At 71.1% G+C, this 23,097-nt stretch carries 22 protein-coding genes and 2 pseudogenes; 7 read left to right on the forward strand and 17 right to left on the reverse strand.

Annotated elements, in window-relative coordinates:
- Positions 1–268, reverse strand: a pseudogene (locus H0488_RS10570) (SAF domain-containing protein); the annotation flags it as partial.
- Between the two features lie 103 nt (positions 269–371).
- Between H0488_RS10570 and H0488_RS10575 the strand changes: the two are divergent.
- Positions 372–608 carry a helix-turn-helix transcriptional regulator gene (locus tag H0488_RS10575; protein ID WP_183099239.1) on the forward strand — a complete coding sequence of 79 codons (237 nt, stop codon included), beginning with the start codon at positions 372–374 and terminating at the stop codon, positions 606–608.
- Positions 609–752: 144 nt separating this feature from the next.
- Here H0488_RS10575 and H0488_RS10580 read toward each other — a convergent pair whose 3' ends face one another.
- From H0488_RS10580 to sigE, 4 genes are all read right to left on the reverse strand, one after another.
- The gene (locus H0488_RS10580) at positions 753–2,081 is read right to left on the reverse strand and encodes an HNH endonuclease signature motif containing protein (protein WP_183099240.1); all 1,329 of its coding nucleotides are present in this window, start codon (positions 2,079–2,081) and stop codon (positions 753–755) included.
- A 182-nt stretch (positions 2,082–2,263) separates the two neighbouring features.
- Positions 2,264–3,655 carry a S1C family serine protease gene (locus H0488_RS24990; RefSeq protein ID WP_183099241.1) on the reverse strand — a complete coding sequence of 464 codons (1,392 nt, stop codon included), beginning with the start codon at positions 3,653–3,655 and terminating at the stop codon, positions 2,264–2,266.
- A 42-nt stretch (positions 3,656–3,697) separates the two neighbouring features.
- Complete coding sequence (locus H0488_RS10590; RefSeq protein WP_183099242.1) at positions 3,698–4,246, reverse strand: hypothetical protein; 549 nt, start codon at positions 4,244–4,246, stop codon at positions 3,698–3,700.
- Complete coding sequence (gene sigE / locus H0488_RS10595) at positions 4,243–4,833, reverse strand: RNA polymerase sigma factor SigE (RefSeq protein WP_183099243.1); 591 nt, start codon at positions 4,831–4,833, stop codon at positions 4,243–4,245. Before sigE ends, H0488_RS10590 begins: the two co-directional genes overlap by 4 nt.
- Before the next feature lie 229 nt (positions 4,834–5,062).
- Here sigE and H0488_RS10600 point away from each other — a divergent pair, with 229 nt between their 5' ends.
- Positions 5,063–5,728, forward strand: coding sequence for an O-methyltransferase (locus tag H0488_RS10600; protein WP_312856286.1), 666 nt, complete (start codon positions 5,063–5,065; stop codon positions 5,726–5,728).
- A gap of 6 nt (positions 5,729–5,734) precedes the next feature.
- On the opposite strand, the gene H0488_RS10605 is transcribed toward H0488_RS10600, so the two are convergent.
- The 9 genes from H0488_RS10605 to ileS form a co-directional block, all read right to left on the reverse strand.
- On the reverse strand, positions 5,735–6,742 hold the full coding sequence (locus H0488_RS10605) for an aldo/keto reductase (RefSeq protein WP_220794439.1): 1,008 nt from the start codon (positions 6,740–6,742) through the stop codon (positions 5,735–5,737).
- A gap of 9 nt (positions 6,743–6,751) precedes the next feature.
- Complete coding sequence (locus tag H0488_RS23635; RefSeq protein ID WP_220794440.1) at positions 6,752–7,147, reverse strand: MerR family transcriptional regulator; 396 nt, start codon at positions 7,145–7,147, stop codon at positions 6,752–6,754.
- A 50-nt stretch (positions 7,148–7,197) separates the two neighbouring features.
- Entirely contained in the window at positions 7,198–7,536 is a 339-nt protein-coding gene (locus H0488_RS10610) for a hypothetical protein (RefSeq protein WP_183099244.1), read from the reverse strand.
- Complete coding sequence (locus H0488_RS10615) at positions 7,533–9,197, reverse strand: leucyl aminopeptidase family protein (protein ID WP_183099245.1); 1,665 nt, start codon at positions 9,195–9,197, stop codon at positions 7,533–7,535. Before H0488_RS10615 ends, H0488_RS10610 begins: the two co-directional genes overlap by 4 nt.
- Complete coding sequence (locus tag H0488_RS10620; protein WP_091024313.1) at positions 9,194–9,361, reverse strand: DUF3117 domain-containing protein; 168 nt, start codon at positions 9,359–9,361, stop codon at positions 9,194–9,196. Before H0488_RS10620 ends, H0488_RS10615 begins: the two co-directional genes overlap by 4 nt.
- A gap of 96 nt (positions 9,362–9,457) precedes the next feature.
- Positions 9,458–9,808, reverse strand: a complete 351-nt coding sequence (locus tag H0488_RS10625) for a DivIVA domain-containing protein (RefSeq protein ID WP_312856287.1) — start codon at positions 9,806–9,808, stop codon at positions 9,458–9,460.
- An 8-nt stretch (positions 9,809–9,816) separates the two neighbouring features.
- Complete coding sequence (locus H0488_RS10630) at positions 9,817–10,545, reverse strand: LOG family protein (protein ID WP_312856288.1); 729 nt, start codon at positions 10,543–10,545, stop codon at positions 9,817–9,819.
- Entirely contained in the window at positions 10,542–11,645 is a 1,104-nt protein-coding gene (gene dapE / locus H0488_RS10635; protein ID WP_183099247.1) for a succinyl-diaminopimelate desuccinylase, read from the reverse strand. Before dapE ends, H0488_RS10630 begins: the two co-directional genes overlap by 4 nt.
- Before the next feature lie 250 nt (positions 11,646–11,895).
- Positions 11,896–15,153: an isoleucine--tRNA ligase gene (gene ileS, locus H0488_RS10640; protein WP_183099248.1), complete on the reverse strand. Its 3,258-nt coding sequence runs from the start codon at positions 15,151–15,153 to the stop codon at positions 11,896–11,898.
- A gap of 283 nt (positions 15,154–15,436) precedes the next feature.
- On the opposite strand from ileS, the gene dapD reads away from it, so the two are divergent.
- The 4 genes from dapD to H0488_RS10660 all read left to right on the forward strand — a co-directional run bounded on the left by dapD (position 15,437) and on the right by H0488_RS10660 (position 19,779).
- Positions 15,437–16,375 (forward strand): 2,3,4,5-tetrahydropyridine-2,6-dicarboxylate N-succinyltransferase, encoded by a 939-nt coding sequence (dapD, locus tag H0488_RS10645; protein WP_183099249.1) that lies wholly within the window; start codon positions 15,437–15,439, stop codon positions 16,373–16,375.
- 51 nt (positions 16,376–16,426) lie between these two features.
- Positions 16,427–17,386 (forward strand): VldE C-terminal domain-containing protein, encoded by a 960-nt coding sequence (locus H0488_RS10650; RefSeq protein WP_183099250.1) that lies wholly within the window; start codon positions 16,427–16,429, stop codon positions 17,384–17,386.
- A gap of 111 nt (positions 17,387–17,497) precedes the next feature.
- Positions 17,498–17,878, forward strand: coding sequence for a hypothetical protein (locus H0488_RS10655; RefSeq protein WP_183099251.1), 381 nt, complete (start codon positions 17,498–17,500; stop codon positions 17,876–17,878).
- 539 nt (positions 17,879–18,417) lie between these two features.
- Positions 18,418–19,779, forward strand: coding sequence for an HNH endonuclease (locus H0488_RS10660; RefSeq protein WP_183099252.1), 1,362 nt, complete (start codon positions 18,418–18,420; stop codon positions 19,777–19,779).
- Positions 19,780–20,290: 511 nt separating this feature from the next.
- Here the strand turns inward: H0488_RS10660 and H0488_RS10665 are convergent.
- Genes H0488_RS10665 through fdxA form a run of 3 tightly spaced genes read right to left on the reverse strand, consistent with a single transcriptional unit; the run spans position 20,291 to position 22,580 of the window.
- Positions 20,291–21,121: a CE1 family esterase gene (locus H0488_RS10665; RefSeq protein WP_183099253.1), complete on the reverse strand. Its 831-nt coding sequence runs from the start codon at positions 21,119–21,121 to the stop codon at positions 20,291–20,293.
- An 18-nt stretch (positions 21,122–21,139) separates the two neighbouring features.
- Positions 21,140–22,264: a succinyldiaminopimelate transaminase gene (gene dapC, locus H0488_RS10670; protein ID WP_183099257.1), complete on the reverse strand. Its 1,125-nt coding sequence runs from the start codon at positions 22,262–22,264 to the stop codon at positions 21,140–21,142.
- The gene (fdxA, locus tag H0488_RS10675) at positions 22,254–22,580 is read right to left on the reverse strand and encodes a ferredoxin (RefSeq protein WP_183099254.1); all 327 of its coding nucleotides are present in this window, start codon (positions 22,578–22,580) and stop codon (positions 22,254–22,256) included. The genes dapC and fdxA overlap by 11 nt, the downstream gene beginning before the upstream one ends.
- 201 nt (positions 22,581–22,781) lie before the next feature.
- On the opposite strand from fdxA, the pseudogene H0488_RS10680 reads away from it, so the two are divergent.
- Positions 22,782–23,097 (forward strand): annotated as a pseudogene (locus H0488_RS10680) (hypothetical protein); the annotation flags it as partial.

Consider the following 23,097-nt stretch of genomic DNA (forward strand, 5'->3'; position numbering starts at 1 on the left):
GCAGGTAGCGGTCGAGGTCGGCGGCGTCAGCGAACCGCACCCGCGCGGCGTAGACGTCGTCGGTCGTGAGCGGAGAGCCGACCCCGTGGTCGTCGACGACCGCCCACACCGCGACCGTCTCGTCGACCGCGGCGAGCAGCCGCGCTCCCAGCACCACCGACCCCGCCACGATCAACAGGCCGATCCACAACCGCGGGTCACGCCACCCCGGCCGCGCCACGCGGGTGGCGGCCGGTGCCTGCGTGCCCGGTTTCCCGAGACTGGACACCCGCACATGATGCAGGCCCGCGCCCTCCCCCGCCACCTGCTCGTCCACAGGCCCGCCGAGCCGGTGCTGCGATCCCGCGGGTCCGGATGGAACGATGGTCGTCATGGCCGGAACCCCGCGCTTCCTCACGCTCACCGACGTCGCCGAGGTCCTCAACACCTCCGGCGCGCAGGTCTACGCGATGGTGCGCCGCGGCGAGCTGGCCGCGATCAAGATCGGCGGGCGCGGCCAGTGGCGGGTGGAGGCCTCCAAGCTGGAGGAGTACATCGCGCAGCAGTACAAAGCCGCCGAGGAGTACGTCGAGACGCACCCCTTCGTCGATACGGAGCTGAGCGAGTAGGCGGTGGGCTGCTGGATCGTTCCGGCAGCCCGCGGCCATGGCGCAGCGACGGCGGCGGTAGAGCTCGTGGCGCCGTGGGCGTTCGAGGCCCTTGGCCTCAATCGTCTGGAGGCCCGCCGAGGGGCGGGGTGCGGGGCGGGCTGGCTACTCGTCGGGAGGCGCCAGGTGGTAGGTGCCGGCGGGATCGACCAGGTAGGTGCCGGAGGGCAGGGTCCAGTAGTAGGTGCCTGGCCTGAGCATCCGGTAGTGGGCGCGGCCGGCGGTCTTCATCCGATGGTGGCCGCGGCACGTCGGGGCCAGGTTGCGCGGGGACGTCTCGCCACCGTCGGCGTGCGGCTCGATGTGGTCGAGGTCGCAGGACTCGGCCGGTCGGGTGCAGTGCGGGAAGACGCAGTGATGGTCACGCAGTGTGACCTGCCGGGCGATGCGGTCGGGGATCTCGTAGGAGTCGACCGGCTGGGAGCCGGCCAGGTCGACCACCGGGCGGACGATCAAGGAGGTGTTGGGCAGGTTGAACCAGCTCTTGACCTGCTCCACCGAGATCGGGGTGCGGGTGTTGCCCAGCCGGCCGACGGTCTGGTCGGTCGCGCTCAGGTGGACGACGAGCTCGGCCTTGCGGCCGGGCACGGTGCGGACGATCTCCCCGGTCTCGGGGTCGGCGACCTCCAGGTCCAGGGCGAGGTCCTCACGCGCGATCTCACCGAGCGCCTTGGCCCGGCGTACGTCGAGGGAGTCGTCGTCGCCGAGCTGGCCGTAGAGCTTCGCCCGGCGGGCCACAGCGTTCTCCAGGTCGAAGGCGTCGGCAACATCGAGGACGGCGTCCACGTGGGCGATGCCGTCGTAGCCGACGTTGTCCACGCCGGTGTCGACGTGACGGTGGTCCTGCGCCTCTCGCCGCCGTTCCTCCGCTGCCTCGGGATCGAACCGGACCAGCGCCTCTTCCACCAGCCGGTCGACCTGAGCCCAGCTGCAGCCGTGCGCGAACGGCGCGAGCTGACGGTCCACGAAACCCGCAGCGTCCTGCGGCAGCAGGCGGGTGTGGTCGGCGATCCGCAAGCCCCTCCACACCGGCACCTCACCCTCCACGACCCGCGCCCACAACCGCGGCAGCCGGTGAGCCAGCTCGAGGACCTGCCCGACGAAGTTGCGGCCCGAGTCCAGGGACCGACCCAAGAGGGCACTGAGCTCCATCACCGCGAAGTCACTGACCAAGGGGGCGCCGGGTCCGGCGAGGGGCAGCCCGGTGTCCAGACCACGCTCGGTCAACGTCGACGCGTCGGCCTCATCAGCGACGACATGCTCGCCAGCCCATTCGGCGATCTCGCGGACGGTGGCGATCTCCTGATCGGTGATGACCGTGCGGCGCTGCTGGATGCTGGCGAGCAGCTCCTGGGAGCGCGTGACCGCAACAGGGCCGACGGCCACGACCGCCGGAGCGGCGAGGTCGAAGAGCGGTGCGGTCCCGAGATCCATGACGCCTATTCAACATGGAACATCCGACACAACGGAGACGGTGAGATCTCTCCTGTGGACCGGGACGTGCCGTTCCAGGTCTGTGGACGACTCGTGGCCCGTGCGACCGCAACCACGACGAGTACCTCGGGCCTCGCCGCACCCTTCCTGGCGCGACCTCCTCGACCCACGGGAGACGAAAGCTAGCCGACCTCGCCGTCGAGGGTGACCGCGATCGTGCGCTCGTCACCGTCGCGCTTGACGGTGAACTCGATGGTCTCGCCGGGCTGGTGGGTCCGGATCGCCACGATCAGCGCGATGCCGTCGGTGACCCGCGCGCCGTTGACGTGCGTGATCAGGTCGCCGTCCTCGAGGCCGGCGTCCTGGGCGGGCGAGTCGGCGAGCACCTCGTCGACGGTCGCGCCGTCGAACTGCGCCGGGCCGCCGGTCTGCACCCGAGCCCCGATCACCGGGTACTGGGCCTCGCCGGACTCCAGGATCTGTTCGGCGGTGACGATCACCTGCTCGACGGGGATCGCGAAGCCGACGCCGATGTTGCCGGCCTCCTCGTCGAAGCTGCCGCCGCCGTTGGTCGCGATCGCGGAGTTCACCCCGACGACCTGGCCCTGCAGGTTGACCAGCGGGCCGCCGGAGTTGCCGGGGTTGATCGCGGCGTCGGTCTGGATCGCGTTGATGTACGACGAGTCGTCGGCGGTGCTGCCGGTGGTGACGGGGCGGTTGAGGGCGCTCACGATGCCGGACGTCACCGTGGAGCTCAGCCCGAGCGGGGCGCCGATGGCGACGACCGGCTCACCGACGCGCAGGGTCCGGGAACGGCCGAGCGAGGCGGACTTCAGGTCCTCGGCACCGGCGACGTGGAGGACGGCCAGGTCGTAGACGGGGCTGCGGCCGACGACGGTCGCGTTCTGCCGGTTGCCGTCCTGGTCGACGATCTCGATCGGGCCGTCGTTCTCGGCCGCGTCCGCGACGACGTGGTTGTTGGTGACGACGTGTCCCCGGTCGTCGAGCACGAAGCCCGAGCCGGTGGCCCCGGCCTCGACGCCCTCGAACTCGGCGATCACCTGCACCGTGCTGGGCAGCACCTCCTGGGCCACCCGGGCGACGGAGCCGGGCTTGTCGAGCGGCGGCTGCGTGTTCACGCCCTCGAGGTCTCCGGTCGACACCGGACCGGCCTGCGTCGACGGCTCGTCGTCGTCGACCCATTCCGAGTAGCCGATCCCGCCCACCACGCCACCGACGGTGCCGACCACCAGCGCCAGCAGCGCGACGACGGGCCACACCCATCGCGACGGGCGGGCCCGAACGGGACGGTCGGCATGGGTCGGCGCTGTCGGCGCCGTCGGCGAGGTCAGCGGCGTCGTCAGCGGCGACGGTGCTGAAGACGGGGCCGAAGGGCCGATGGGCTGCGTGTCCGTCGACACCTCCTCGGTGGCCGGCGGGGGCGGGTACTGCTGGCCCACGGTCGGCGACTGCACCGACGGCACGGCAGGACCCGGCGGGGCAATCGGGTCCGTCGTGGCAGGAGTCTCGCTGGGGGGCGCCCAGCGGTGCTCGGGGTCGGAGGGGTCGTTCACAGGTCCATCATCGCCGATGGGTCCAGCCGGGGCGCCACGCGCCTACGGCAGCATCTCTACGACCCACTGCGGCAGCACGGCCACGGCCGTCGCCGGCAGACCCGCCCCGCCCAGCACGTCGACGGTGCCGGCCGTGTTCGTCGCCCGCATCGGTGCGATCTCGTCGGCGCCCTGACCGTCGCCCGCGTCGCTCACCGCCGGCGACTCGATCCGAGATGCGGGCGGACGCCGGTCGACCGACGCCGGACCGGGACCGAACCCGAGCGCCAGGACGCCGACCATCGCGGCGCCGAGCGCGCCGCCGCCGAGCACGGCGACACCGACGCCGCGGCGGACGCCACGGGGGTTGCGGGAGTGAACGAGGTAGCGCTCACCGGGGGTCAGGTTGAGCAGCGAGCCCTTGAGGTCGGGGGACGCACAGCCGACGCCACCGGACAGACCGGCCAGGCGGGTCTTGACCCACCCCTCACGCTCGACCAGGTCGCGACAGGCGTGGCAGGAGTAGACGTGCGCCCACGCCTCGTCGGCCTCGGCCTGCGACAGCTGGCCGTCGAGGAGGGCGCTCACCCGCGCGCCGAGGTGGCCGATCATGCTCGGCCCCGTCCGGTCGCGACCGGCGCCGGCCCGGCGTAGCGGGTGCGGTCGCCCTGCGGTGCGCGGTGCGCCAGCGCGGCGCGCAGCATCGCCCGGCCCCGGTGGATGCGGGAGCGGACCGTGCCGAGCTTCGCGCCGAGGATCTCGGCGATCTCCTCGTAGGTCAGGCCCTCGATGTCGCACAGCACGACCGCGGCGCGGAAGTCGGGGGGAAGGGCAGCGAGCGCGGCCGCGACGTCGTCGTCGAAGGTGCGGTCGGCGTACGCCGCGTCGGGGCTGGCGATGGCGCTCGCGATCCGGGAGGCGCGCTCGTCGGAGAGCGCGTCGAACCGGATCCGCTGCCGGCGCCGGGCCTGGTCGAGGAAGAGGTTGGTGGTGATCCGGTGCAGCCAGCCCTCGAACGTGCCGGGCTGGTAGGTGTGCAGCGAGCGGAACACCCGCACGAAGACCTCCTGGGTGAGGTCCTCGGCGTCGTGGCGGTTGCCGGTCAGGCGCAGGGCGAGCCGGAAGACGCGGTCGGAGTGCTGCTCGACGATCGACTCCCAGTCCATCGCCTGCTCAGCCGCCGGACGTTCGGCGCTCATGGTCCCTGCCCTTCTCCGCACCTCGGTGCTGCCTCCCTTGTGAGCGACGACGCTATGCGCGCGGCCTGAGGAAACCCTGTGAAAGCGTCCACGAGTCCCTGAGGACCGCTCTGCCCTCCCCAACGAACGGCCCGATCCTCTTGTTCCAGCCGCTGGTGCGCGACCGGGCCGCCGGGACTCCCCGCCGGATCTCCGCGGAACGCGGGCCGCCGACCGTTACGGTGGGCCCGTGGCCTCTCCGCTCGCTCCGATCAGCCCGACCAGCTGGACCTTCGCCGAGACCTACGTGGTCGAGGACGACGTGCTGCTCGCAGCCCGTGCGCGCGCGGAGGAGGTCGGCGCGGTCGCGATCGGCTCCGGTGCGGGCGCCGCGCTGCGGTTCCTGGCGGCAGTCCTCGAGGCGCGCGCGGTCGTCGAGATCGGCACCGGCGCCGGCGTCTCCGGGCTCTGGCTGCTCCGTGGCATGCGCCCCGACGGCGTGCTGACCACCGTCGACGTGGAGGCCGAGCACCAGCGCCTGGCCCGCGAGTCCTTCAAGGACGAGGGCATCGCCCCCCAGCGGGTGCGCACCATCGCCGGGCGTGCCCTCGACGTACTGCCCCGGTTGACCGACGGCCACTACGACATCGTCTTCGCCGACGGCGACAAGCGCGAGTACGGCGCCTACCTCTCCGAGGCGCTCCGCCTGCTCCGCCCCGGAGGCGTGGTCGCGTTCGACAACGCGCTCTGGCACGACCGGGTGGCCGACCCCGCCCAGCGCGACGACGAGACGGTCGCGATCCGGGCGCTCGTGCAGGAGGTCACCGCGACCGACGGGCTGGTGCCCGTGCTGCTGCCCGTCGGCGACGGCCTGCTCCTCGCCAAGAAGGTCTGGGTGCCCGAAGGCGACGAGTGACCGGTCTCAGGCGTCGATGTGTGACATGTCGCCGTAGCGGTCCCCCGCGACCGCGTCGCGCGGCACCGCCTTCTCGAGGGTGACCAGGTCCTCGTCGGTCAGCGCGACCGCGGCCGCTCCGACGTTCTCCTCGAGGTAGCGCGTCCGCTTGGTGCCCGGGATCGGCACCACGTCCGGCCCCTGGGCGAGCACCCACGCCAACGCCACCTGGCCGGGGGTCGCGCCCTTCTCCTCAGCGACCGCGCGCACGTTCTCCACCAGCGCGAGGTTCGCGGCCAGCGCCTCGCCCTGGAACCTCGGGAAGTACGCCGACCGCCGGAGATCGCCCGCTCCGGCGGCGCCCCCCGACTCGGTGATGGTGCCGGTGAGCAGGCCGCGACCCAGCGGCGAGTAGGGGACGAGGCCGATCCCGAGCTCACGGATCGTCGGCAGGATCTCGTCCTCGATGTCGCGGGTGAAGAGCGAGTACTCGGTCTGCAGCGCGGTGATCGGATGGGTGGCGTGCGCGCGCCGGATGGTGGCCGCCGACGCCTCGGAGAGACCGAGGTGGCGGACCTTCCCGGCCGCGACCAGCTCGGCCATCGCACCGACCGTGTCCTCGATCGGGACGGTCTTGTCGACCCGGTGCTGGTAGTAGAGGTCGATGACGTCCACGCCGAGCCGAGCCAGCGACGCGTCGCAGGCGGCGCGGACGTACTCCGGCCGGCCGTTGATGCCGACCCGGGTGCCGTCGGGGAGCCGCTCGTTGCCGAACTTGGTGGACAGCTGGATCTCGTCGCGTCGGTGCCCGCTGGCGGCGACGGCGCGGCCGACCAGCTGCTCGTTGGTGAACGGACCGTACATGTCCGCGGTGTCGAGGAAGGTGACGCCGAGGTCGAGCGCGCGGTGGATGGTCGCGACCGCCTCGGCCTCGTCGGCAGTTCCGTAGAACTCCGACATGCCCATGCAGCCGAGGCCGAGGGCGGAGACGGTGAGGGGCGAGTCGGATCCGAGAGTGCGGGTGTCGAGTGTCATGCCGACCACTCAACGGCTTCGAGTGCGCTCGAGGTCAAGAGCGCCTTCGACCTTTCCCTCGTAGATCCCGATCTTGTGGTCGATCGCCCGGAGGTGGGCGGTCACCTCGGCGAGCTGGGTCTCGACCCGCTCCCGGTGCGCGACCAGGAGGGCCAGGCGCTCGGCCTCGTTGCCGTCGCCGGACCGCACGAGCTCGGCGTACCTCCGCACCTCGCGGATGGGCATGCCGGTGGCGCGCAGCCTCGTGATCAGCTCGATCCAGGTCAGGTCACGGTCGGTGTAGCGGCGGTGCCCGGAAGGGGACCGGTCGACACCGGACAGCATCAGCCCGTCGCGCTCGTAGTAGCGCAGCGTGTGGGCGGTGAGCCCCGAACGCACGGCGGCCTCGGCGATCGTGTAGCTCATCCGGCCAGTCTCGGACTTGGAGTGCCCTCGAAGTCAAGCAGCGGGCCGGCTCATGCCCGCGGGGCGGCCGCGAACCCGGCCGCGCCCTCGGCGATCGCGACGATGTCGCACGGCTCGATCAGGATCGGCGCGCTGCCGATGATCTGGGAGCCCGGCGCCTCGGCGGCGCCGGCCGTGAAGGTCTCCTGGAACGCGGCCCGGGCGGCGTCGTCGGCGAAGACGTAGCAGCCCTCGAACCACTCACCGGGGAGCATCCGCCAGGTCTTGTAGGCGAGTCCCGTCATGCCGGTGAAGCGGGCGTGCGAGGTGTCGGCGACGTACGACGCCAGCTGCTCCTCGACCCCCTCGGGCGCGTCGGCGAGCGACCAGCGGACGGTCAGACCCTTCACTTCTTCTCCTTGGGGTGCGAGGCGATGCCGGCGAGCGGTTCGGCCTGCCCGAGCCAGGTGAGCAGGAGCCGGGCGCCGAACCCGGACGGACCGACGGTCCACTCGTGCAGCTCCTTCTCGACGTCGCCGACCGAGGCGATGTCGAGGTGGGCCCACGGGAGCCCGCCGGTGAAGTGCTGCAGGAACAGCGCGGCGGTGATCGCCTGCGGCGTACCGGCGCTGTTGTCGGCGTCGGCGATCTTGGAGGCGAGCCGGTCCTCGTAGCCGGCGTAGAGCGGGAACCGCCACATCGGCTCACCCGCCAGCTCCCCCGCGTCACTCACGGCGGCCGCCAGACCGTCGTCGGTCGCGAAGAAGCCGCCCATCTGCTGGCCGAGCGCGATCTTGATCCCTCCGGTCAGGGTGGCGATGTCGNCCATCTGCTGGCCGAGCGCGATCTTGATCCCTCCGGTCAGGGTGGCGATGTCGACCAGCACCGAGGGATCGAGCTCCGCGGCGGCGTAGGCCAGCGCGTCGGCGAGCACCAACCGGCCCTCGGCGTCGGTGTTGGTGACCTCGGTGGTGCGGCCGCCCCAGTGCTTGATCACGTCGCCGGGTCGCAGCGCGGAGCCGGAGATGGCGTTCTCGGCGGCCGGCACCAGGCCGGTGACCCGCACCGGGCAGCCGACGTCGGCCAGCGCAGCCATGGTCGCGAGCACGACGGCGCCGCCGGTCATGTCGCGCTTCATCGAGACCATGCTCGGACCTGGCTTGATCGAGAGACCGCCGGTGTCGAAGGTGATGCCCTTGCCGACCAGTACGACGTGAGGCAGCTTCTTCGCCGCCCGCGCGCCCACGCCCGCAGGGGAGTAGTCGAGCCGGATCAGCCGCGGCGGGGTGGCCGACGCCTGCCCGACGCCGAGGATGCCGCCGAACCCCTCACGCGCGAGGTCCGCCTCGTCCCAGACCCGGAGCTCGAGGCCCGCCGGTCCGGCGAGCTGCTCGGCCTGCGCCGCCAGCCACGCGGGGTTCTTGAGGTTGCTCGGCACGGTCGCGAGCATCCGGGAGCGCCAGCCGGCACCGCCGATCGCGACCGCACGCTCCAGCGTGGCGTGGTCGGCGTCGCCGAGGGAGCCGGGCGGCGTCGCGATCACGACCTGGCGTACGGGTCGCCGCTCGGGCCCGGTCGAGCGCCAGTGGAAGTCGAACGCGCCGAGCATGGTGCCGGCGACGAAGGCGTCGAGCCGGTCGGCGTCGACGACCTGCTGGCCGTCCGGCGCGACGCCGGGGATCGACGTGGCGACGGCGTCGTGGTCGCGCACCGCACGGGCGAGCGCGGCACCGGCGCGGCGGAGGTCGACCGGGCGGGACTCGCCGACACCGACGAGCAGCACCAGCCGCAGCTGCGGGTTGGTGGCCGTGCCGAACGGCACCGGCACCTCGACCACCTCGCCGACCGCGCCGGTCATCCGGCGCAGCTCGGCGACCGCGAGCAGGTCGACCTCGATCGCGTCGATCAGATCGGCCGCTCCGGGGCCGAGGAGGACGCCGGACTCGTCACCTGCGAGACCGGGCAGCACCGGCAGTGCCACCGCGTCGACGCCGACGATGGCGGCCGGCAGGAGCTCGCTGAGCGCGAACTCGGGGGGTGAAACCTGGCTAGGAAGAACGGGGTCTGTCACCCGACGACGTTCTTGAGAGCGTCACCGAGGGCACCTGCCTCTTCGGCATTGAGCTCGACGACCAGGCGGCCACCACCTTCGAGCGGGACGCGCATGACGATGCCCCGACCCTCCTTGGTGACCTCCAGCGGACCGTCACCGGTCCGAGGCTTCATCGCCGCCATGCGGCACCCCTCTTCCCATCAGTACTGGCAGACCGCACTACGCGGTTACGCGGCACCATTATCGCCCATGCCCCCTCGCCCGCGCAGCAGCGGCTCTCAGTCACGGTCGGTGGCATGGTCAGCGGCATGCTCAGTGGCATGGTCAGCGGCCGGGACAGTCGGCTGCGATTCCGGTGGACCCTGCTGCGCGGCGCGCAGCTCCATCTCGAGCGCCAGGCGGGTCAGCAGCGCGTCGACCTCCGCCATCCGGTAGCCGCGCAGGGCGAGCGAGAACCGCACCTGCCGCAGGTCGTCGGGCCCGATCGCCCGGTCGAGCGGGACGCGGGCGTCGGGACGGTCGTCGTACGCCGGCTTCATCGGTTCGCCCCGGCCGGCGGCGAGCAGCGCGATGCCGCCCATCGCCAGCACGATGAGTACGGCGAACACCCACATCATGGCTTGCGGCACGGGACTCCTCAGGCGTGGCGGCCGCGGGCGGCGACCATCAGCGCCACGGCCTCGTCGACGTCGTCGGTCAGGGTCATCCGGTCGAGATCGGACTGCCCGATCCTGCCACTCGCGAGCACCGTGTCGCGGAGCCAGTCGAAGAGCCCGGACCAGTAGTCGACGCCGAGCAGCACGACCGGGAACTCGGTGACCTTCTGGGTCTGCGCGAGGGTCACGGCCTCGAACATCTCGTCGAGGGTGCCGATGCCGCCGGGCAGCACGATGAATCCCTGGGAGTACTTCACGAACATCGTCTTGCGGACGAAGAAGTAGCGGAAGTTGATGCCCACGTCGACCCACTCGTTGAGCCCGGTCTCGAAGGGGAGCTCGACACCGAGGCCGACGCTCGCGCCACCCGCCTCGCTGGCACCGCGGTTGGCGGCCTCCATCGCGCCCGGTCCGCCGCCGGTGATGACGGCGAAGCCGGCACCGACCAGCTTGCGGCCCACCTCCATCGCCTGGGCGTAGAACGGGTCGTCGACGGGGGTGCGGGCGGAGCCGAACACCGCGATCGCGGCGCCGAGCTCGGCCAGCGCCCCGAACCCCTCGACGAACTCGGCCTGGATCCGCAGCACCCGCCACGGGTCCGTGTGCACCCAGTCGGTCGGGCCGCGCGAGTCGAGCAGCCGCTGGTCGGTGGTCGACCCGTCGATCTGGCTCCGGCGCTGGATCACCGGTCCCTTGAACTTGGCCTTCACGCGCTCATCTCCTCGTCGGACCCGTCGCTGGTGAGCCACGCCCGCAGCTCTCGCTCGCAGCGCTCGATCTGTGCCACCGGCACGTGCTCCTCCTGCTTGTGGGCCAGCATCGGGTCGCCGGGACCGAAGTTGACCGCAGGCACGCCGAGGGTCGTGAACCGCGCGACGTCGGTCCAGCCGAACTTGGGGTTCACCTCTCCCCCGACGGCATCGATGAACGCCTTCGCCGCCGGTCTGTCGAGGCCAGGCAGCGCACCGGGCGCGGAGTCGGTGAGCGTGACGTCGTACGGCGCGAAGAAGTCGGTCACGAACGCCAGTGCCTCCGCCTCCGACCGGTCCGGCGCGAACCGGTAGTTCACGCTGACGACGCACTCGTCGGGGATCACGTTGCCGGCGACGCCGCCGCTGATCCCGACGGCGCTGAGGCCCTCGTGGTACTCCAGCCCGTCGATGACCGGCCGGCGGGCGTCGTACTGCTGCAGCCGCTGGAGCACGTCGGCGGCGGCGTGGATCGCGTTCACCCCGCGCCAGCTGCGGGCGGAGTGGGCCCGCTCGCCGCGGGTGCGGACGTCGACGCGGAGGGTGCCCTGGCAGCCGGCCTCGACCACCGCGTTGGACGGCTCCATCAGCACCGCGAAGTCGGCCACCAGCAGGTCCGGGTCGGACTCGCTCAGCAGGCGCAGGCCGTTGAACACCGAGTCGATCTCCTCCGCCTCGTAGAGCACGAGCGTGAGGTCGTGCACGGGCTCGGTCACCGTCGCCGCGATCCGGAGGATGACCGCGTCGCCGCCCTTCATGTCGCAGGTGCCGAGGCCGTGCAGGATGCCGGCTGTCTCGTCGAGGCGGCTGGGGAGGTTGGCGTTGACCGGCACCGTGTCGAGGTGGCCGGCCAGGACCACCCGGCTCGGGCGCCCCAGCTCGGTGCGGGCGACGACCGTGTGGCCCCGCCGCAGCACCGTCAGGTGTGGGAGCGCACGCAGCGCCGCCTCCACGGCGTCGGCGATCGCCTGCTCGTTGCGCGACACCGACTCGATGTCGACGAGCTGACGGGTCAGCGTCACCGCGTCCGCGGTCAGGTCGAGCGTCGGCGGCACAGTCATGCCCTCATCCAACCAGCCGGGTGTCGATCTGGCGGGGCGGCGGCTGCTGCAACACGCTGTTCGCCGATCTTGCGGGGCGGCGGCGGCTGCAACACGCTGTTCGCCGACCTGGGAGACCGATGGCGTCCCTGGGAGACCGTTGCATCGGGGCCGAAGCGACGTCAGCGTCCTGCCAGACCGGCGAACAGCGTGTTACATCATGCGCGCGGCAGCGCGAGCCCACCACCGACCCGCCTCCGCGAGGGGTGGCTCAGGCCCGGCTGACCGCCACCGTCGCGGTCTCGCCGTCGCCGACGGTCACCTCGCCACCGTCGGCCCCCTCGCCGACGGAGTACGACGTCGCGAGGGTCTCGTTCGAGATCAGCACCTCGTAGGCGCGGGCAGCCGCCAGCACGGCGGGCGACCCGCCGATGACGAGCGAGATCCGGTCGGTCACGTCGAGATCCGCGTCGCGACGCGCCTGCTGGACCGCACGCACCAGGTCGCGGGCGAGGCCCTCCTCGGCGAGCTCCGGCGTCACGACGGTGTCGAGCACGACGAAGCCGCCACCGGGCAGCATGCCGGTCACCGAGCCCTCCGCCGCGGACCCGACCACCGTCTCGAGCGAGAACTCGCCCTCGACCAGCGCGAGCCCGCCGGCGGTCACCCTGACGACGCCGTCGTCGTCGACCGTGGCGTCCCAGTCGCCCGACTTCGATGCCTTGATCGCGGTCTGCACGTCCTTGCCGAGCCGCGGACCGGCGGCGCGGGCGTTGACGGTGAGCCGCTGGGAGACGCCGTACGACGCGGCCTCGGCCGAGTCGGCCGCCACCAGCCGCACCTGCTTGACGTTGACCTCGTCGGCCACGATCGAGGTGAAGGCCTCGAGCGCGGCGGGATCGGAGACGACCACCGTCAGGGAGCCGAGCGGGAGCCGGTTGCGAAGACCGCCGGCCTTCCTCAGCGCCGACGTCGCCGAGCAGACCTCACGGACCTGGTCCATCGCGGTCACCAGGCTCTCGTCGGCGGGCAGGGCGCCAGCGTCCGGCCAGTCGGCCAGGTGGACCGAACGACCGCCGGTGAGCCCGCGCCACACCTCCTCGGTCGTCAACGGGAGCAGCGGCGCCACTGCCCGACACACGGTGTCCAGCACCGCTGCCAGCGTCTCGAACGCCTCGGCACGTCCCTCCCAGAACCGCTCGCGCGACCGGCGGACGTACCAGTTCGTCAGCACGTCGAGGAAGCTGCGCGTGGTCTCGCAGGCGTCGGCGATCGCGTAGTCGTCGAGCTCGCCGGTGAGCTGCTCGACGTACTGCCGCGTCTTGGCCAGGAGGTAGCGGTCCAGCGGATCGGTCGAGCCCAACGACTCAGGGCGGCCGACGTTGGCTTCATAGCCCTCGGCGTTGGCGTAGAGCGAGAAGAAGTACCAGGTGTTCCAGAGCGGGATCATCACCTGTCGTACGGCGTCGCGGATGCCCTGCTCGGTCACGACCAGGTTGCCGCCGCGGAGGATCGGGCTGGCCATCAGGAACCAGCGCATCGCGTCGGCCCCGTCACGGTCGAAGACCTCGCGCACGTCGGGGTAGTTGCGCAGCGACTTCGACATCTTGTTGCCGTCGGAGCCGAGCACGATGCCGTGGCTGATGCAGGACTGGAACGCGGGCCGGTCGAACAGCGCCGTGGCCAGGACGTGCATCGTGTAGAACCACCCGCGGGTCTGGCCGATGTACTCCACGATGAAGTCGCCCGGGAAGTGGTGCTCGAACCAGTCCGCGTTCTCGAACGGGTAGTGGACCTGGGCGAAGCTCATCGAGCCGGAGTCGAACCACACGTCGAGCACGTCGGTGACCCGCCGCATCGTCGACTTCCGGGTCGGGTCGTCGGGGTTGGGACGAGTCAGGTCGTCCACCCACGGGCGGTGCAGGTCGGGCTCGCCGTCCTTGTTGCGCGGCAGCGTGCCGAAGTCGCGCTCGATCTCCTCGAAGGAGCCGTAGACGTCGATCCGGGGGTACGCCGGGTCGTCGCTCTTCCACACCGGCACCGGGCTGCCCCAGAACCGGTTGCGGGTGATCGACCAGTCGCGAGCGTTCTCGAGCCACTTGCCGAACTGGCCGTGCTTGATGTGCTCGGGCACCCAGCGGATCTGCTCGTTGAGCTCCACCATCCGGCTCTTGAACTTGGTGACCTCGACGAACCACGACTCGACGCCCTTGTAGATCAGGGGCTCGCGGCAGCGCCAGCAGTGCGGGTAGGAGTGGGTGTAGGTCTCGCGACGGAGCAGCACGGTGCCGGGCGTGACCGCCCCGCCGCGCGTCTTGAGGTGGTCGATGATGTGGAGGTTGGCGTCGAAGACCAGCATCCCGGCGTACTCGTCGACCGGGTGGGTGAACCGACCGTCCTTGCCGACCGGCATGACCGGCTCGATGTTCTCGCGGTCGGTGACCTCCTTGTCGACCTCACCGAAGGCACCGGCGCTGTGGACGAGGCCGGTGCCGTCGGTGGTCGTGACCGCCTCGTCGGCGGCGACGACCCGGAACGCGTTCGCGTGGCCCGCGAAGTAGCGGAACGGCGGCGTGTAGGTCAGTCCGACCAGGTCGGCGCCCTTGCCGCGCCAGACGACGTTGGGCTCCTCGCCGAGCTCACGGGCGTACGACGCGAGCCGCGCCTCCGCGATGATGTGCCGGTCGGCGCCGTACTCCTCGACCATGACGTAGTCGATCTCGGAGCCCACCATCACCGCGAGGTTGCTCGGCAGCGTCCACGGGGTCGTGGTCCAGATCAGCAGCTTGGCGCCGGCGAACGGACCTTCGGTCTCGACCGCGAAGCCGACGGTCACCGAGGGATCCTGGCGGTCCTGGTAGACGTCGTCGTCCATCCGCAGCTCGTGGTTGGAGAGCGGCGTCTCGTCGTTCCAGCAGTACGGCAGGACCCGGAAGCCCTCGTAGACCAGGCCCTTGTCGTAGAGGTTCTTGAACGCCCAGATGACCGACTCCATGAACTCCGGGTTCATGGTCCGGTAGTCGTTGTCGAAGTCGACCCAACGCGCCTGGCGGGTGACGTAGTCGCGCCACTCCCCGGTGTACTTGAGCACGGAGGCGCGGCAGGCGTCGTTGAACTTGTCGATGCCCATCTCGACGATCTCGTCGGTCGTCTTGATGCCGTTGAGCCGCATCGCCTCGAGCTCGGCCGGGAGGCCGTGGGTGTCCCAGCCGAAGCGCCGCTCGACCTTCCGGCCGCGCATCGTCTGGTAGCGCGGCACGATGTCCTTGACGTAGCCGGTGAGCAGGTGACCGTAGTGCGGCAGGCCGTTGGCGAACGGCGGCCCGTCGTAGAAGACGAACTCGTTCGAGCCGTCGGCGCCGGCGTCGCGCTGCTCAACGCTGGCCCGGAACGTCTCGTCCTCGGCCCAGTAGGCCAGCACCCGCTCCTCGATCTCGGGGAAGTCTGGATTTCGGGCGAGCGACGAGGGAACGCCAGACTTCTCATCGGCGCCGGCGGGGCGGTGGGGACTGACCTTGGGATAGGTCATGGCTTCGGTCTCCTGCGGTGGTAGGTCGTCCTGGCACGAGGACGACTCTTCAGCCGCGGTACCACCTCGTTTGCCCTTGCGGGCCACTCGATCTTGGCTGTGACGGGCCTACCCGCCGGGTTCTACTTGCCTCCCCTTGTCGGCTGAGGCTTTCTTCCCGGGGCTCACCGCTGATGACGGCTCAGACGCCTGTGGTCCAAGAGTACGGCGCGGGCGGGTCGGGCGGCCAATCGGATTGCCGCCCGACCGGCCCGCCGACGTCGTACCCATAGAATCACCTCACGTGACTGCTGCTTGGGGCTTCGGCCTGACCACCTACGCCTCCGACGACTCGGTGCTCGACACCTGGTTCCCGGCGCCCGCGCTCGGCGCGAAGCCCGACGACGCGGCCGCCCCCGACGAGCTCGTCACGCTGCAGGGCAGCGACAAGGTCCGCGCGGTCGAGAAGCGGGTCACGCTCGTCGAGATCGCCGACCTGGCCGCCGCGCCCGCCTCCACGACCGACGCCTGGCTGCGGCTCCACCTGCTCTCCCACCGCTTCGTGCTCCCCCATCAGGTCAACCTCGACGGTGTCTTCGGGCTGCTCACGAACGTGGTGTGGACCAGCGCGGGTCCCTGCGCGGTCGACGGCTTCGAGCTCACCCGCCTACGGCTGCGGGCGGCCGGCCAGATGGTGGCTGTGTACGGCGTCGACAAGTTCCCGCGGATGGTCGACTACGTGCTGCCGTCCGGGGTGCGGATCGCCGATGCCGACCGGGTGCGGCTCGGCGCCCACCTGGCGGCGGGCACCACCGTGATGCACGAGGGCTTCGTGAACTTCAACGCCGGCACCCTCGGCGCCTCCATGGTGGAGGGCCGGATCTCGGCCGGCGTCGTCGTCGGCGACGGCTCCGACGTCGGTGGCGGCGCGTCGATCATGGGTACCCTGTCCGGCGGCGGCAAGGAGGTCATCTCGGTCGGCCAGCGCTGCCTGATCGGGGCCAACGCCGGTGTGGGGATCTCGCTCGGCGACGACTGCGTCATCGAGGCCGGCTGCTACATCACCGCCGGCACCAAGGTGCTGGTCCACCTGCCCGGCGCCTCCACCCGGGTGATGAAGGCCCGCGACCTGTCGGGGGCGAGCAACGTGCTCTTCCGCCGCAACAGCCAGACCGGCGCGGTCGAGGCGGTGCCGTGGCACGGCGAGGGCATCGCCCTCAACGAAGCGCTGCACGCCAACTGAGGTGGGCAGCCTCTCGGGCCTGCCTCACCACCGATCACGGACACTCGTGGCATGAAGGGGCGAGTAGTTGCGGTCGTGGTCGGCGTGACCGCGCTGGCGATCGTCGCCGCGGTCGGGATCGCGATCTTCAGAGCGGTCGACGACATCATCCTGGGTCCTGACGGCGACTGCAGCGTCACCGTCGATGACCACGAGGTCGAGATCACCGGCGACCAGGCGAAGTACGCCACCCTGATCGCTGCGATCGCCGTCGAGCGCGGCCTGCCCGCTCGCGCGGTGTCGATCGCCCTCGCCACGGCGTACCAGGAGTCGAAGCTCGACAACATCGACTACGGCGACCGCGACTCGCTCGGGCTGTTCCAGCAGCGGCCGTCCCAGGGGTGGGGCACGGAGGAGCAGATCCTCGACCCGGTCTATGCCACGAACGCGTTCTACGACGCGCTGGTCGAGGTCGACGGCTACGAGAACCTGGAGATCACCGTCGCCGCCCAGCGCGTCCAGCGCTCCGCCTTTCCTGACGCGTACGCCGATCACGAGGCCGACGCCCGCGCCCTCGCGTCCGCGCTGACCGGCCACTCCCCCGCGACCTTCAGCTGCGACCTCGACGGCGGCGCGCCGTCCGCCGACGAGGACCTCGTCGGCACCGGCCTCACCGCCCGCGCCGACAACGTGCGCGAGGACCTGCTCACCCGGTTCGGCGACCTCGACCTCGGCGGTTTCGCGCCCGGCGGGGTCTCGACGGGCCACATGGAGGGGTCCGCCCACTACGAGGGCCGCGCGATCGACGTCTTCTTCCGGCCGGTCAACGAGGTCAACCGGACCAGCGGATGGGCGGTCGCCCACTACCTTGTCGGCAACGCGGCCCGGCTCGACATCCGCACCGTCATCTTCGACGACCGGATCTGGACCGCCGGACGGGACGGCTGGCGTGACTACGACCCGCCGGACAGAGAGGGATCGCAGGAGGTGCTGGAGCACCGCGACCACGTGCATGTCGACGTCTTCGGGTAGCCGGAAAAGAAATCTTCAGATTCCGGGAACTGGGACCGCCCCGGGGTGCATCCACACCACAGAAGGCGCGATCAACAGATCGCCCGCCATTCCCACCCAAGGAGAAGTCCCATGATCACGTTCACCCGCACCGCCGCCATCTCGCTCCTCGGCCTCGCCTCCGCCGCCGGCCTCGCGATCGGCACTGCCGCCACCGCGACGGCAGCTCCCACGGTGGCGTCCACGGTCACCATCCAGGCCCAGGGCACCGACCTCTTCGGCAACGTCAGCAGTGCGAACCCGGTCTGCGAGGCCGACCGCAAGGTCATCGTCTTCAAGCAGGTCGGCACCCGCGGCGGCGGCGACGACATCCGCTTCGCCTCCGACACCACCGACGACGACGGCGACTGGAACACCGGCAACACCGGCACCGCCGGCAAGTTCTACGCCAAGGTCAAGCGCACCGATCTCTGCAAGGCGGACTTCAGCCCCACCATCCGCGCCACGCGCTGACTCACCCCTCCCACCCTGTCGGGTGGCGCCTCCCCCGAGACGCCACCCGACAGGCGTGTCTGCTCGAGAAGGTCGCGGTGTCGTTGGTCGAGGAGGTCGCGGCTTCGTTGGTCGAGGAGGTCGCGCAGCGACCGTCACGAGACCCAAACGCTGGTCGAGGAGGTCGCGCAGCGACCGTCACGAGACCCCTGTCTGTGTAGGGCGTGGTTGGTCGAGGAGGTCGCGCAGCGACCGTCACGAGACCCCAGTCTGTTGGCAGGGCGTTGGTCTAGGAGGTCGCGCAGCGACCGTCACGAGACCCGTGGTGGTTGGTCGAGGAGGTCGCGCAGCGACCGTCACGAGACCGTCTGTGTACGGCGTCGTTGGTCGAGGAGGTCGCGCAGCGACCGTCACGAGGCCCCTGTCTGCGTACGCGTTCGTTGGTCGAGGAGGTCGCGCAGCGACCGTCACGAGACCCCGGTAACGGGTTGTCTGGTCTTGTCCACAGGCGGCTGGCGGTCGTGGTGGTTGTGTCGGTGCCCTGCTGTTGAATGTTCTTCATGGAACAGGCGTGGGGTGTGTGGGCGAGTGGATCGGACGGCCGGTCCACCGCCGAGCTGCTGCGCGACCTCGCTGACGGCGTGCAGGCTCGCCGTCGGGTGGAGGTCGAGGAGTTCCGCAACGTGATCGCGTGGGCCGATGCCAACGTCGTCGCCGACCTCGAGGGCGCGGCCACGGTCAGGGATTCCTATGTCGATACCGGGATCCCGATCGCCGGACCGGGTGCACCGTTGGTGAGCGAGTTCGGGTTGACCGAGCTGGTCGCGACCCTGGGCCGCTCGTTGGACGGTGGGCGCGAGCATGTGGGGAAGGTCGTCGAGTGCGGCTGGCGGCTGCCCCGGATCCGCGACGCCGTGCTCGCCGGGAGGGTGGCGGTGTGGAGGGCGCTGCGGGTCGCCGACCTCACCCGCACGTTGTCGGCCGAGGCCGCATCGTTTGTGGATCGCAACCTGGCCTTCGCGTTGCCGACCTGCACCTGGGTCCAGGTCGAACGCCTGGTCGCCGAGGCCATCGACCGGTTCGACCCCGACACCGCGGAGGAACGACGTCGCGACGCGCACGATCATCGGCACGTCCACATCGAGGCCCGGTTGGGCACCGACGGTGTCGTGGACATCTGCGGCACCGTGGACACCGCCGACGGGACGGACCTCGACCACGCCCTGACCCGTCGGGCCAAGGAGCTGGGCAGGGTCTGCGACCTGCCGCTGGCGGTGCGACGAGCGATCGCCCTGGGCGACCTCGCCCGCCACGACCTCGCCCTCGACCTCCAGATCCCCGACCCCGAAACCGGCGAGATCGTCCGCACGGTGCCCGGCCGGAAGGTCGAGCTCTTCGTCCACCTCACCGACACCACCCTCACCGATGCTGCCCTCACCGGTATGGGGAATGTGGGCCGGTTGGGCAACACCCAGACCCCGGTCAGTGCGGAACAGATCCGCCAGTGGTGCGGCCTGTCGGGGTCCACGGTCATCGTGCGACCCGTGATCGACCTCAAGGACCACGTCCCGGTCGACTCCTATGAGATCCCCGACCGCCTCCGCACCCGAGTGCTGCTGCGCGACCACACCTGTCGCGCACCCCACTGCCAACGGCGTGCCGAACACTGCGACCTCGACCACAACCATCCCCACGCGCAGGGTGGTCCTACCTGCCCGTGCAACCTGGTCCCGCTGTGTCGCCGCCACCATCGGGCCAAGACCTTCGGCTACTGGCGCTACACCATCGTCCAACCCGGGACCTACCTATGGTCCAGCCCGCACGCTCAGCACTGGCTGGTCGACCACACCGGCACCACCATGCTCGACCCACCCCGAACCGTCGACCCCGACCCCGAACCACCCGACTGGGTCGACCCCTGACCATCACGACCCTTGTACCCGCCCCGACGGGGCCACAGGCATGCCCAGAGGTCTCGTGACGGTCGCTGCGCGACCTCCTCGACCAACGACGGCAGGGGTCTCGTGACGGTCGCTGCGCGACCTCCTCGACCAACGACGGCAGGGGTCTCGTGACGGTCGCTGCGCGACCTCCTCGACCACCGAGACAGCGCTGGCCCGCCGCTGGTTGAGGTGCGAGCGCAGCGAGCCTCGAAACGAAGGCACCCGCATGTCCCTCCGGAAGCCGCCCCGGCGGGATCACGGGCGCGCCCGGGGGTCTCGTGACGGTCGCTGCGCGACCTCCTCGACCACCGGGACAGGGGTCTCGTGACGGTCGCTGCGCGACCTCCTCGACCACCGGAAGGACGGCGCTGCGCTACCTCCTCGACCACCGAGACAGGGTCTCGTGACGGTCGCTGCGCGACCTCCTCGACCACCGACGGTGACGAGCTGCGCGACCTCCTCGACCACCCGAGGGACATCGGGCAACGGGTCAGTCGTTCAGGGGGTGGTCCTGGAAGAACTGCCAGATCAGCCTGCTGGCGCCGCGCGGCCACACATGGCCCATCCGCGGGAGGTGGTAGACGACGTGCTCGGTCCCGGCTGCGCAGTCGGCGACGAACCGGCGAGCGGCACGGCCCGCGACCGACATCGCAGCGGTGGTCGGCGGGCTGCAGCGAGCGGCCCGCGCCCATTCCCGGTTCACCTCGGGGAAGGCCGCGGCGAACCGGTCCCGGCCACCCTGGAACGTGATCAGGGACGGCGAACGACGGGGCGCGAACGCGCCGTACTGGACGCCGCTGACCGGGGCGAACGCGGCGATCCGTCGCGACAGCACCTCGGCAAGCTCGTAGGTGACAGCCGCGCCGCGGGAGAACCCGGCGGCGAAGATGCGGCGCGGGTCGACCGGCCAGAGCCCGGCGACGTGGTCGAGCAAGGCGTCGATCTCGTCGGGCGCGGCGAAGGAGTCCGGGTAGACGACCAGGAAGTCCTCGTCGTCCGCGAGCGTGTCGAAGTCGGTGACCCGCACCATGTCCTCCGGGCTGCCGGGACTGCCGTGGAACACCAACACCAGCGGAAGCGGCCGGCCGCGGTCGACCGCAGCAGGAGCATGCAGGAGGTACTCGCCGTCGGTGCCGGGCAGCCGGAGGGTGAGCCGGTGGTCACCCGCGACCGGCGCGGTCGGGTCCGGGTAAGGGCTGTCGGTCTCGAGCAGGATCGCGGGTGTCCTCGAGGCCACGTCGGCTCCCTCACCCGGGTCTTCGCCCGACGAGCAGGCGCTCAGCAGGAGCAGCAGGACCCCGAGGAGTGGCAGCCGGCGCATGCAGCCGACGGTATCCCGCTAGGCCGACGCCGCCAGCCGGGATGCCGCGGCCGCGACCCGCTCGTCGGTGGCGGTGAACGCGACCCGCACGTGGCGGGATCCGGCGGCACCGTAGAACGACCCGGGCGCGACCAGGATCCCCAGCTCGGCCAGCTCGGCGACGGTCTCCCAGCAGTCCGGGCCGTCGGGACCGCGGGTGGCCCACAGGTAGAGCGAGGCCTCGGAGTGGTCGATGGTGAAGCCCGCGGCCTCGAGCGCCGCCCCGAGCGTGGCCCGGCGGTCGGCGTAACGCTCGTGCTGCTCCCGGCTGTGCTGGTCGTCGGCGAGCACCGCGGCGAGCACCCGCTGCTGCGGTCCGGGCATCTGGAGGCCGAGATTCTTGCGTACGGCGAGCAGCTCGGCGATCACCGAGCGGTCACCGGCGACGAAGGCACACCGGTAGCCGGCGAGGTTCGACCGCTTCGAGAGCGAGTGCACCGCGAGGATGCCGTCGTGGCTGCCGCCGCAGATGTCGGGGTGGAGCACCGAGTAGGCGCGGCCCTCCCAGGTGCACTCGATGTAGCACTCGTCGGAGACCAGGAGCACGCCGCGCTCCCGACACCAGTCGACGACCTTCTTGAGGTGCTCGGGGGGCAGCACCCGCCCGGTCGGGTTCGACGGCGAGTTGATCCAGAGCAGTCGCGGCGTCTCCGGGCCGAGCGAGGTCAGCGAGTCCGTGGCGCGGGTCCGGGCCCCGACCAGGGCGGCACCGACCTCGTAGGTCGGGTAGGCCAGCTCGGGATAGACGACCAGGTCGCGGGGGCCGATCCCGAGGTGGAGCGGCAGCGAGGCGATCAGCTCCTTGGAACCGATCACCGGCAGCACCTGGTCGATGTCGAGCCCGGTCGCCCCGTGAGAGCGCGCGAACCAGTCGACGACCGCCTGCCGGCTCTCCGGCAGGCCCACCGTCATCGGGTAGCCCGGCGAGTCGGCGGCGGCGCGCAGCGCCGCTTGGGCGACCTCAGGCGTCGCGTCGACCGGCGTCCCGACCGAGAGGTCGACGATGCCGTCGGGGTGGGCGCGCGCCTGAGCGGCGTACGCCGTCAGCTTGTCCCAGGGGAAGTCCGGAAGCTGCGCGGAGACCCGTGGTCGATCAGTGCTCAGTGTTCTGCGGTTCGAGCGCGGCGATGAACGGGTGGTCCTTGTCGATCTCACCCATCTTGGCGGCGCCGCCCGGCGAACCGAGGTCGTCGAAGAACCCGACGTTCGCGTCGTAGTAGTCCTTCCACTCCTCCGGGACGTCGTCCTCGTAGAAGATCGCCTCGACGGGGCAGACCGGCTCGCACGCACCGCAGTCGACGCACTCGTCGGGGTGGATGTAGAGCATCCGCTTGCCCTCGTAGATGCAGTCGACGGGACATTCGTCGACGCACGCGCGGTCCTTGAGATCGACGCACGGCTGGGAGATGACGTAGGTCACCGGGTTCCTCCTGATGACTGCGGAACGGACGCGAACACGAAACATGTTCGTGTCCGCGGTCAGCCTAGTATCCCGGGAGTGACAACGGCGCACGACCCACGTGATTCGGGACACCATCTGCTCGGGCCGCACGTGATCGGCCACCGAGTGGTGGTCCGACGGCTGCTCCGCGGCGAGACCGGACCGAGCGGCGGACCGGCGATGACCGACCTCCTGGGCGTGTGCCTTTCCTGGGGCGAGGGCCGTTGCGTCGTCCAGCCGGAGAGCGGCGAGCCGGTCGAGATCGCGATCAAGGACATCGTCTCGGGCAAGCCGGTCCCGCCCCGCCCCTCGGTCCGGATGCGGGTGTCCCCCCGCGACGCCGAGCTGCACACGGCATCCCTGTGGTCGTCGGTGCAGACGACGACGCTCGGGCAGTGGGTGCTCCGGACCGACCCCGCACCCGTCGGCCGCCCCCGCCGCCGCGCCAACTCCTGCCTGGCGATGGGCGACCCGGGCCGCCCCTTCGACGAGGCGG

This window comes from Nocardioides pelophilus (genome assembly GCF_014180685.1).
Lineage (GTDB): Bacteria > Actinomycetota > Actinomycetes > Propionibacteriales > Nocardioidaceae > Nocardioides > Nocardioides pelophilus.

What these genes read in the sequence shown, in the direction of transcription:
- H0488_RS10575 (WP_183099239.1), top strand. Translation starts at nt 372, where the DNA reads ATGGCCGGAACCCCGCGCTTCCTCACGCTCACCGACGTCGCCGAGGTC.
- H0488_RS10580 (WP_183099240.1), bottom strand. Translation starts at nt 2,081, where the DNA reads ATGGATCTCGGGACCGCACCGCTCTTCGACCTCGCCGCTCCGGCGGTC.
- H0488_RS10590 (WP_183099242.1), bottom strand. Translation starts at nt 4,246, where the DNA reads ATGATCGGCCACCTCGGCGCGCGGGTGAGCGCCCTCCTCGACGGCCAG.
- sigE (WP_183099243.1), bottom strand. Translation starts at nt 4,833, where the DNA reads ATGAGCGCCGAACGTCCGGCGGCTGAGCAGGCGATGGACTGGGAGTCG.
- H0488_RS10605 (WP_220794439.1), bottom strand. Translation starts at nt 6,742, where the DNA reads ATGACACTCGACACCCGCACTCTCGGATCCGACTCGCCCCTCACCGTC.
- H0488_RS23635 (WP_220794440.1), bottom strand. Translation starts at nt 7,147, where the DNA reads ATGAGCTACACGATCGCCGAGGCCGCCGTGCGTTCGGGGCTCACCGCC.
- H0488_RS10620 (WP_091024313.1), bottom strand. Translation starts at nt 9,361, where the DNA reads ATGGCGGCGATGAAGCCTCGGACCGGTGACGGTCCGCTGGAGGTCACC.
- dapE (WP_183099247.1), bottom strand. Translation starts at nt 11,645, where the DNA reads ATGACTGTGCCGCCGACGCTCGACCTGACCGCGGACGCGGTGACGCTG.
- ileS (WP_183099248.1), bottom strand. Translation starts at nt 15,153, where the DNA reads ATGACCTATCCCAAGGTCAGTCCCCACCGCCCCGCCGGCGCCGATGAG.
- H0488_RS10650 (WP_183099250.1), top strand. Translation starts at nt 16,427, where the DNA reads ATGAAGGGGCGAGTAGTTGCGGTCGTGGTCGGCGTGACCGCGCTGGCG.
- H0488_RS10655 (WP_183099251.1), top strand. Translation starts at nt 17,498, where the DNA reads ATGATCACGTTCACCCGCACCGCCGCCATCTCGCTCCTCGGCCTCGCC.
- H0488_RS10660 (WP_183099252.1), top strand. Translation starts at nt 18,418, where the DNA reads ATGGAACAGGCGTGGGGTGTGTGGGCGAGTGGATCGGACGGCCGGTCC.
- H0488_RS10665 (WP_183099253.1), bottom strand. Translation starts at nt 21,121, where the DNA reads ATGCGCCGGCTGCCACTCCTCGGGGTCCTGCTGCTCCTGCTGAGCGCC.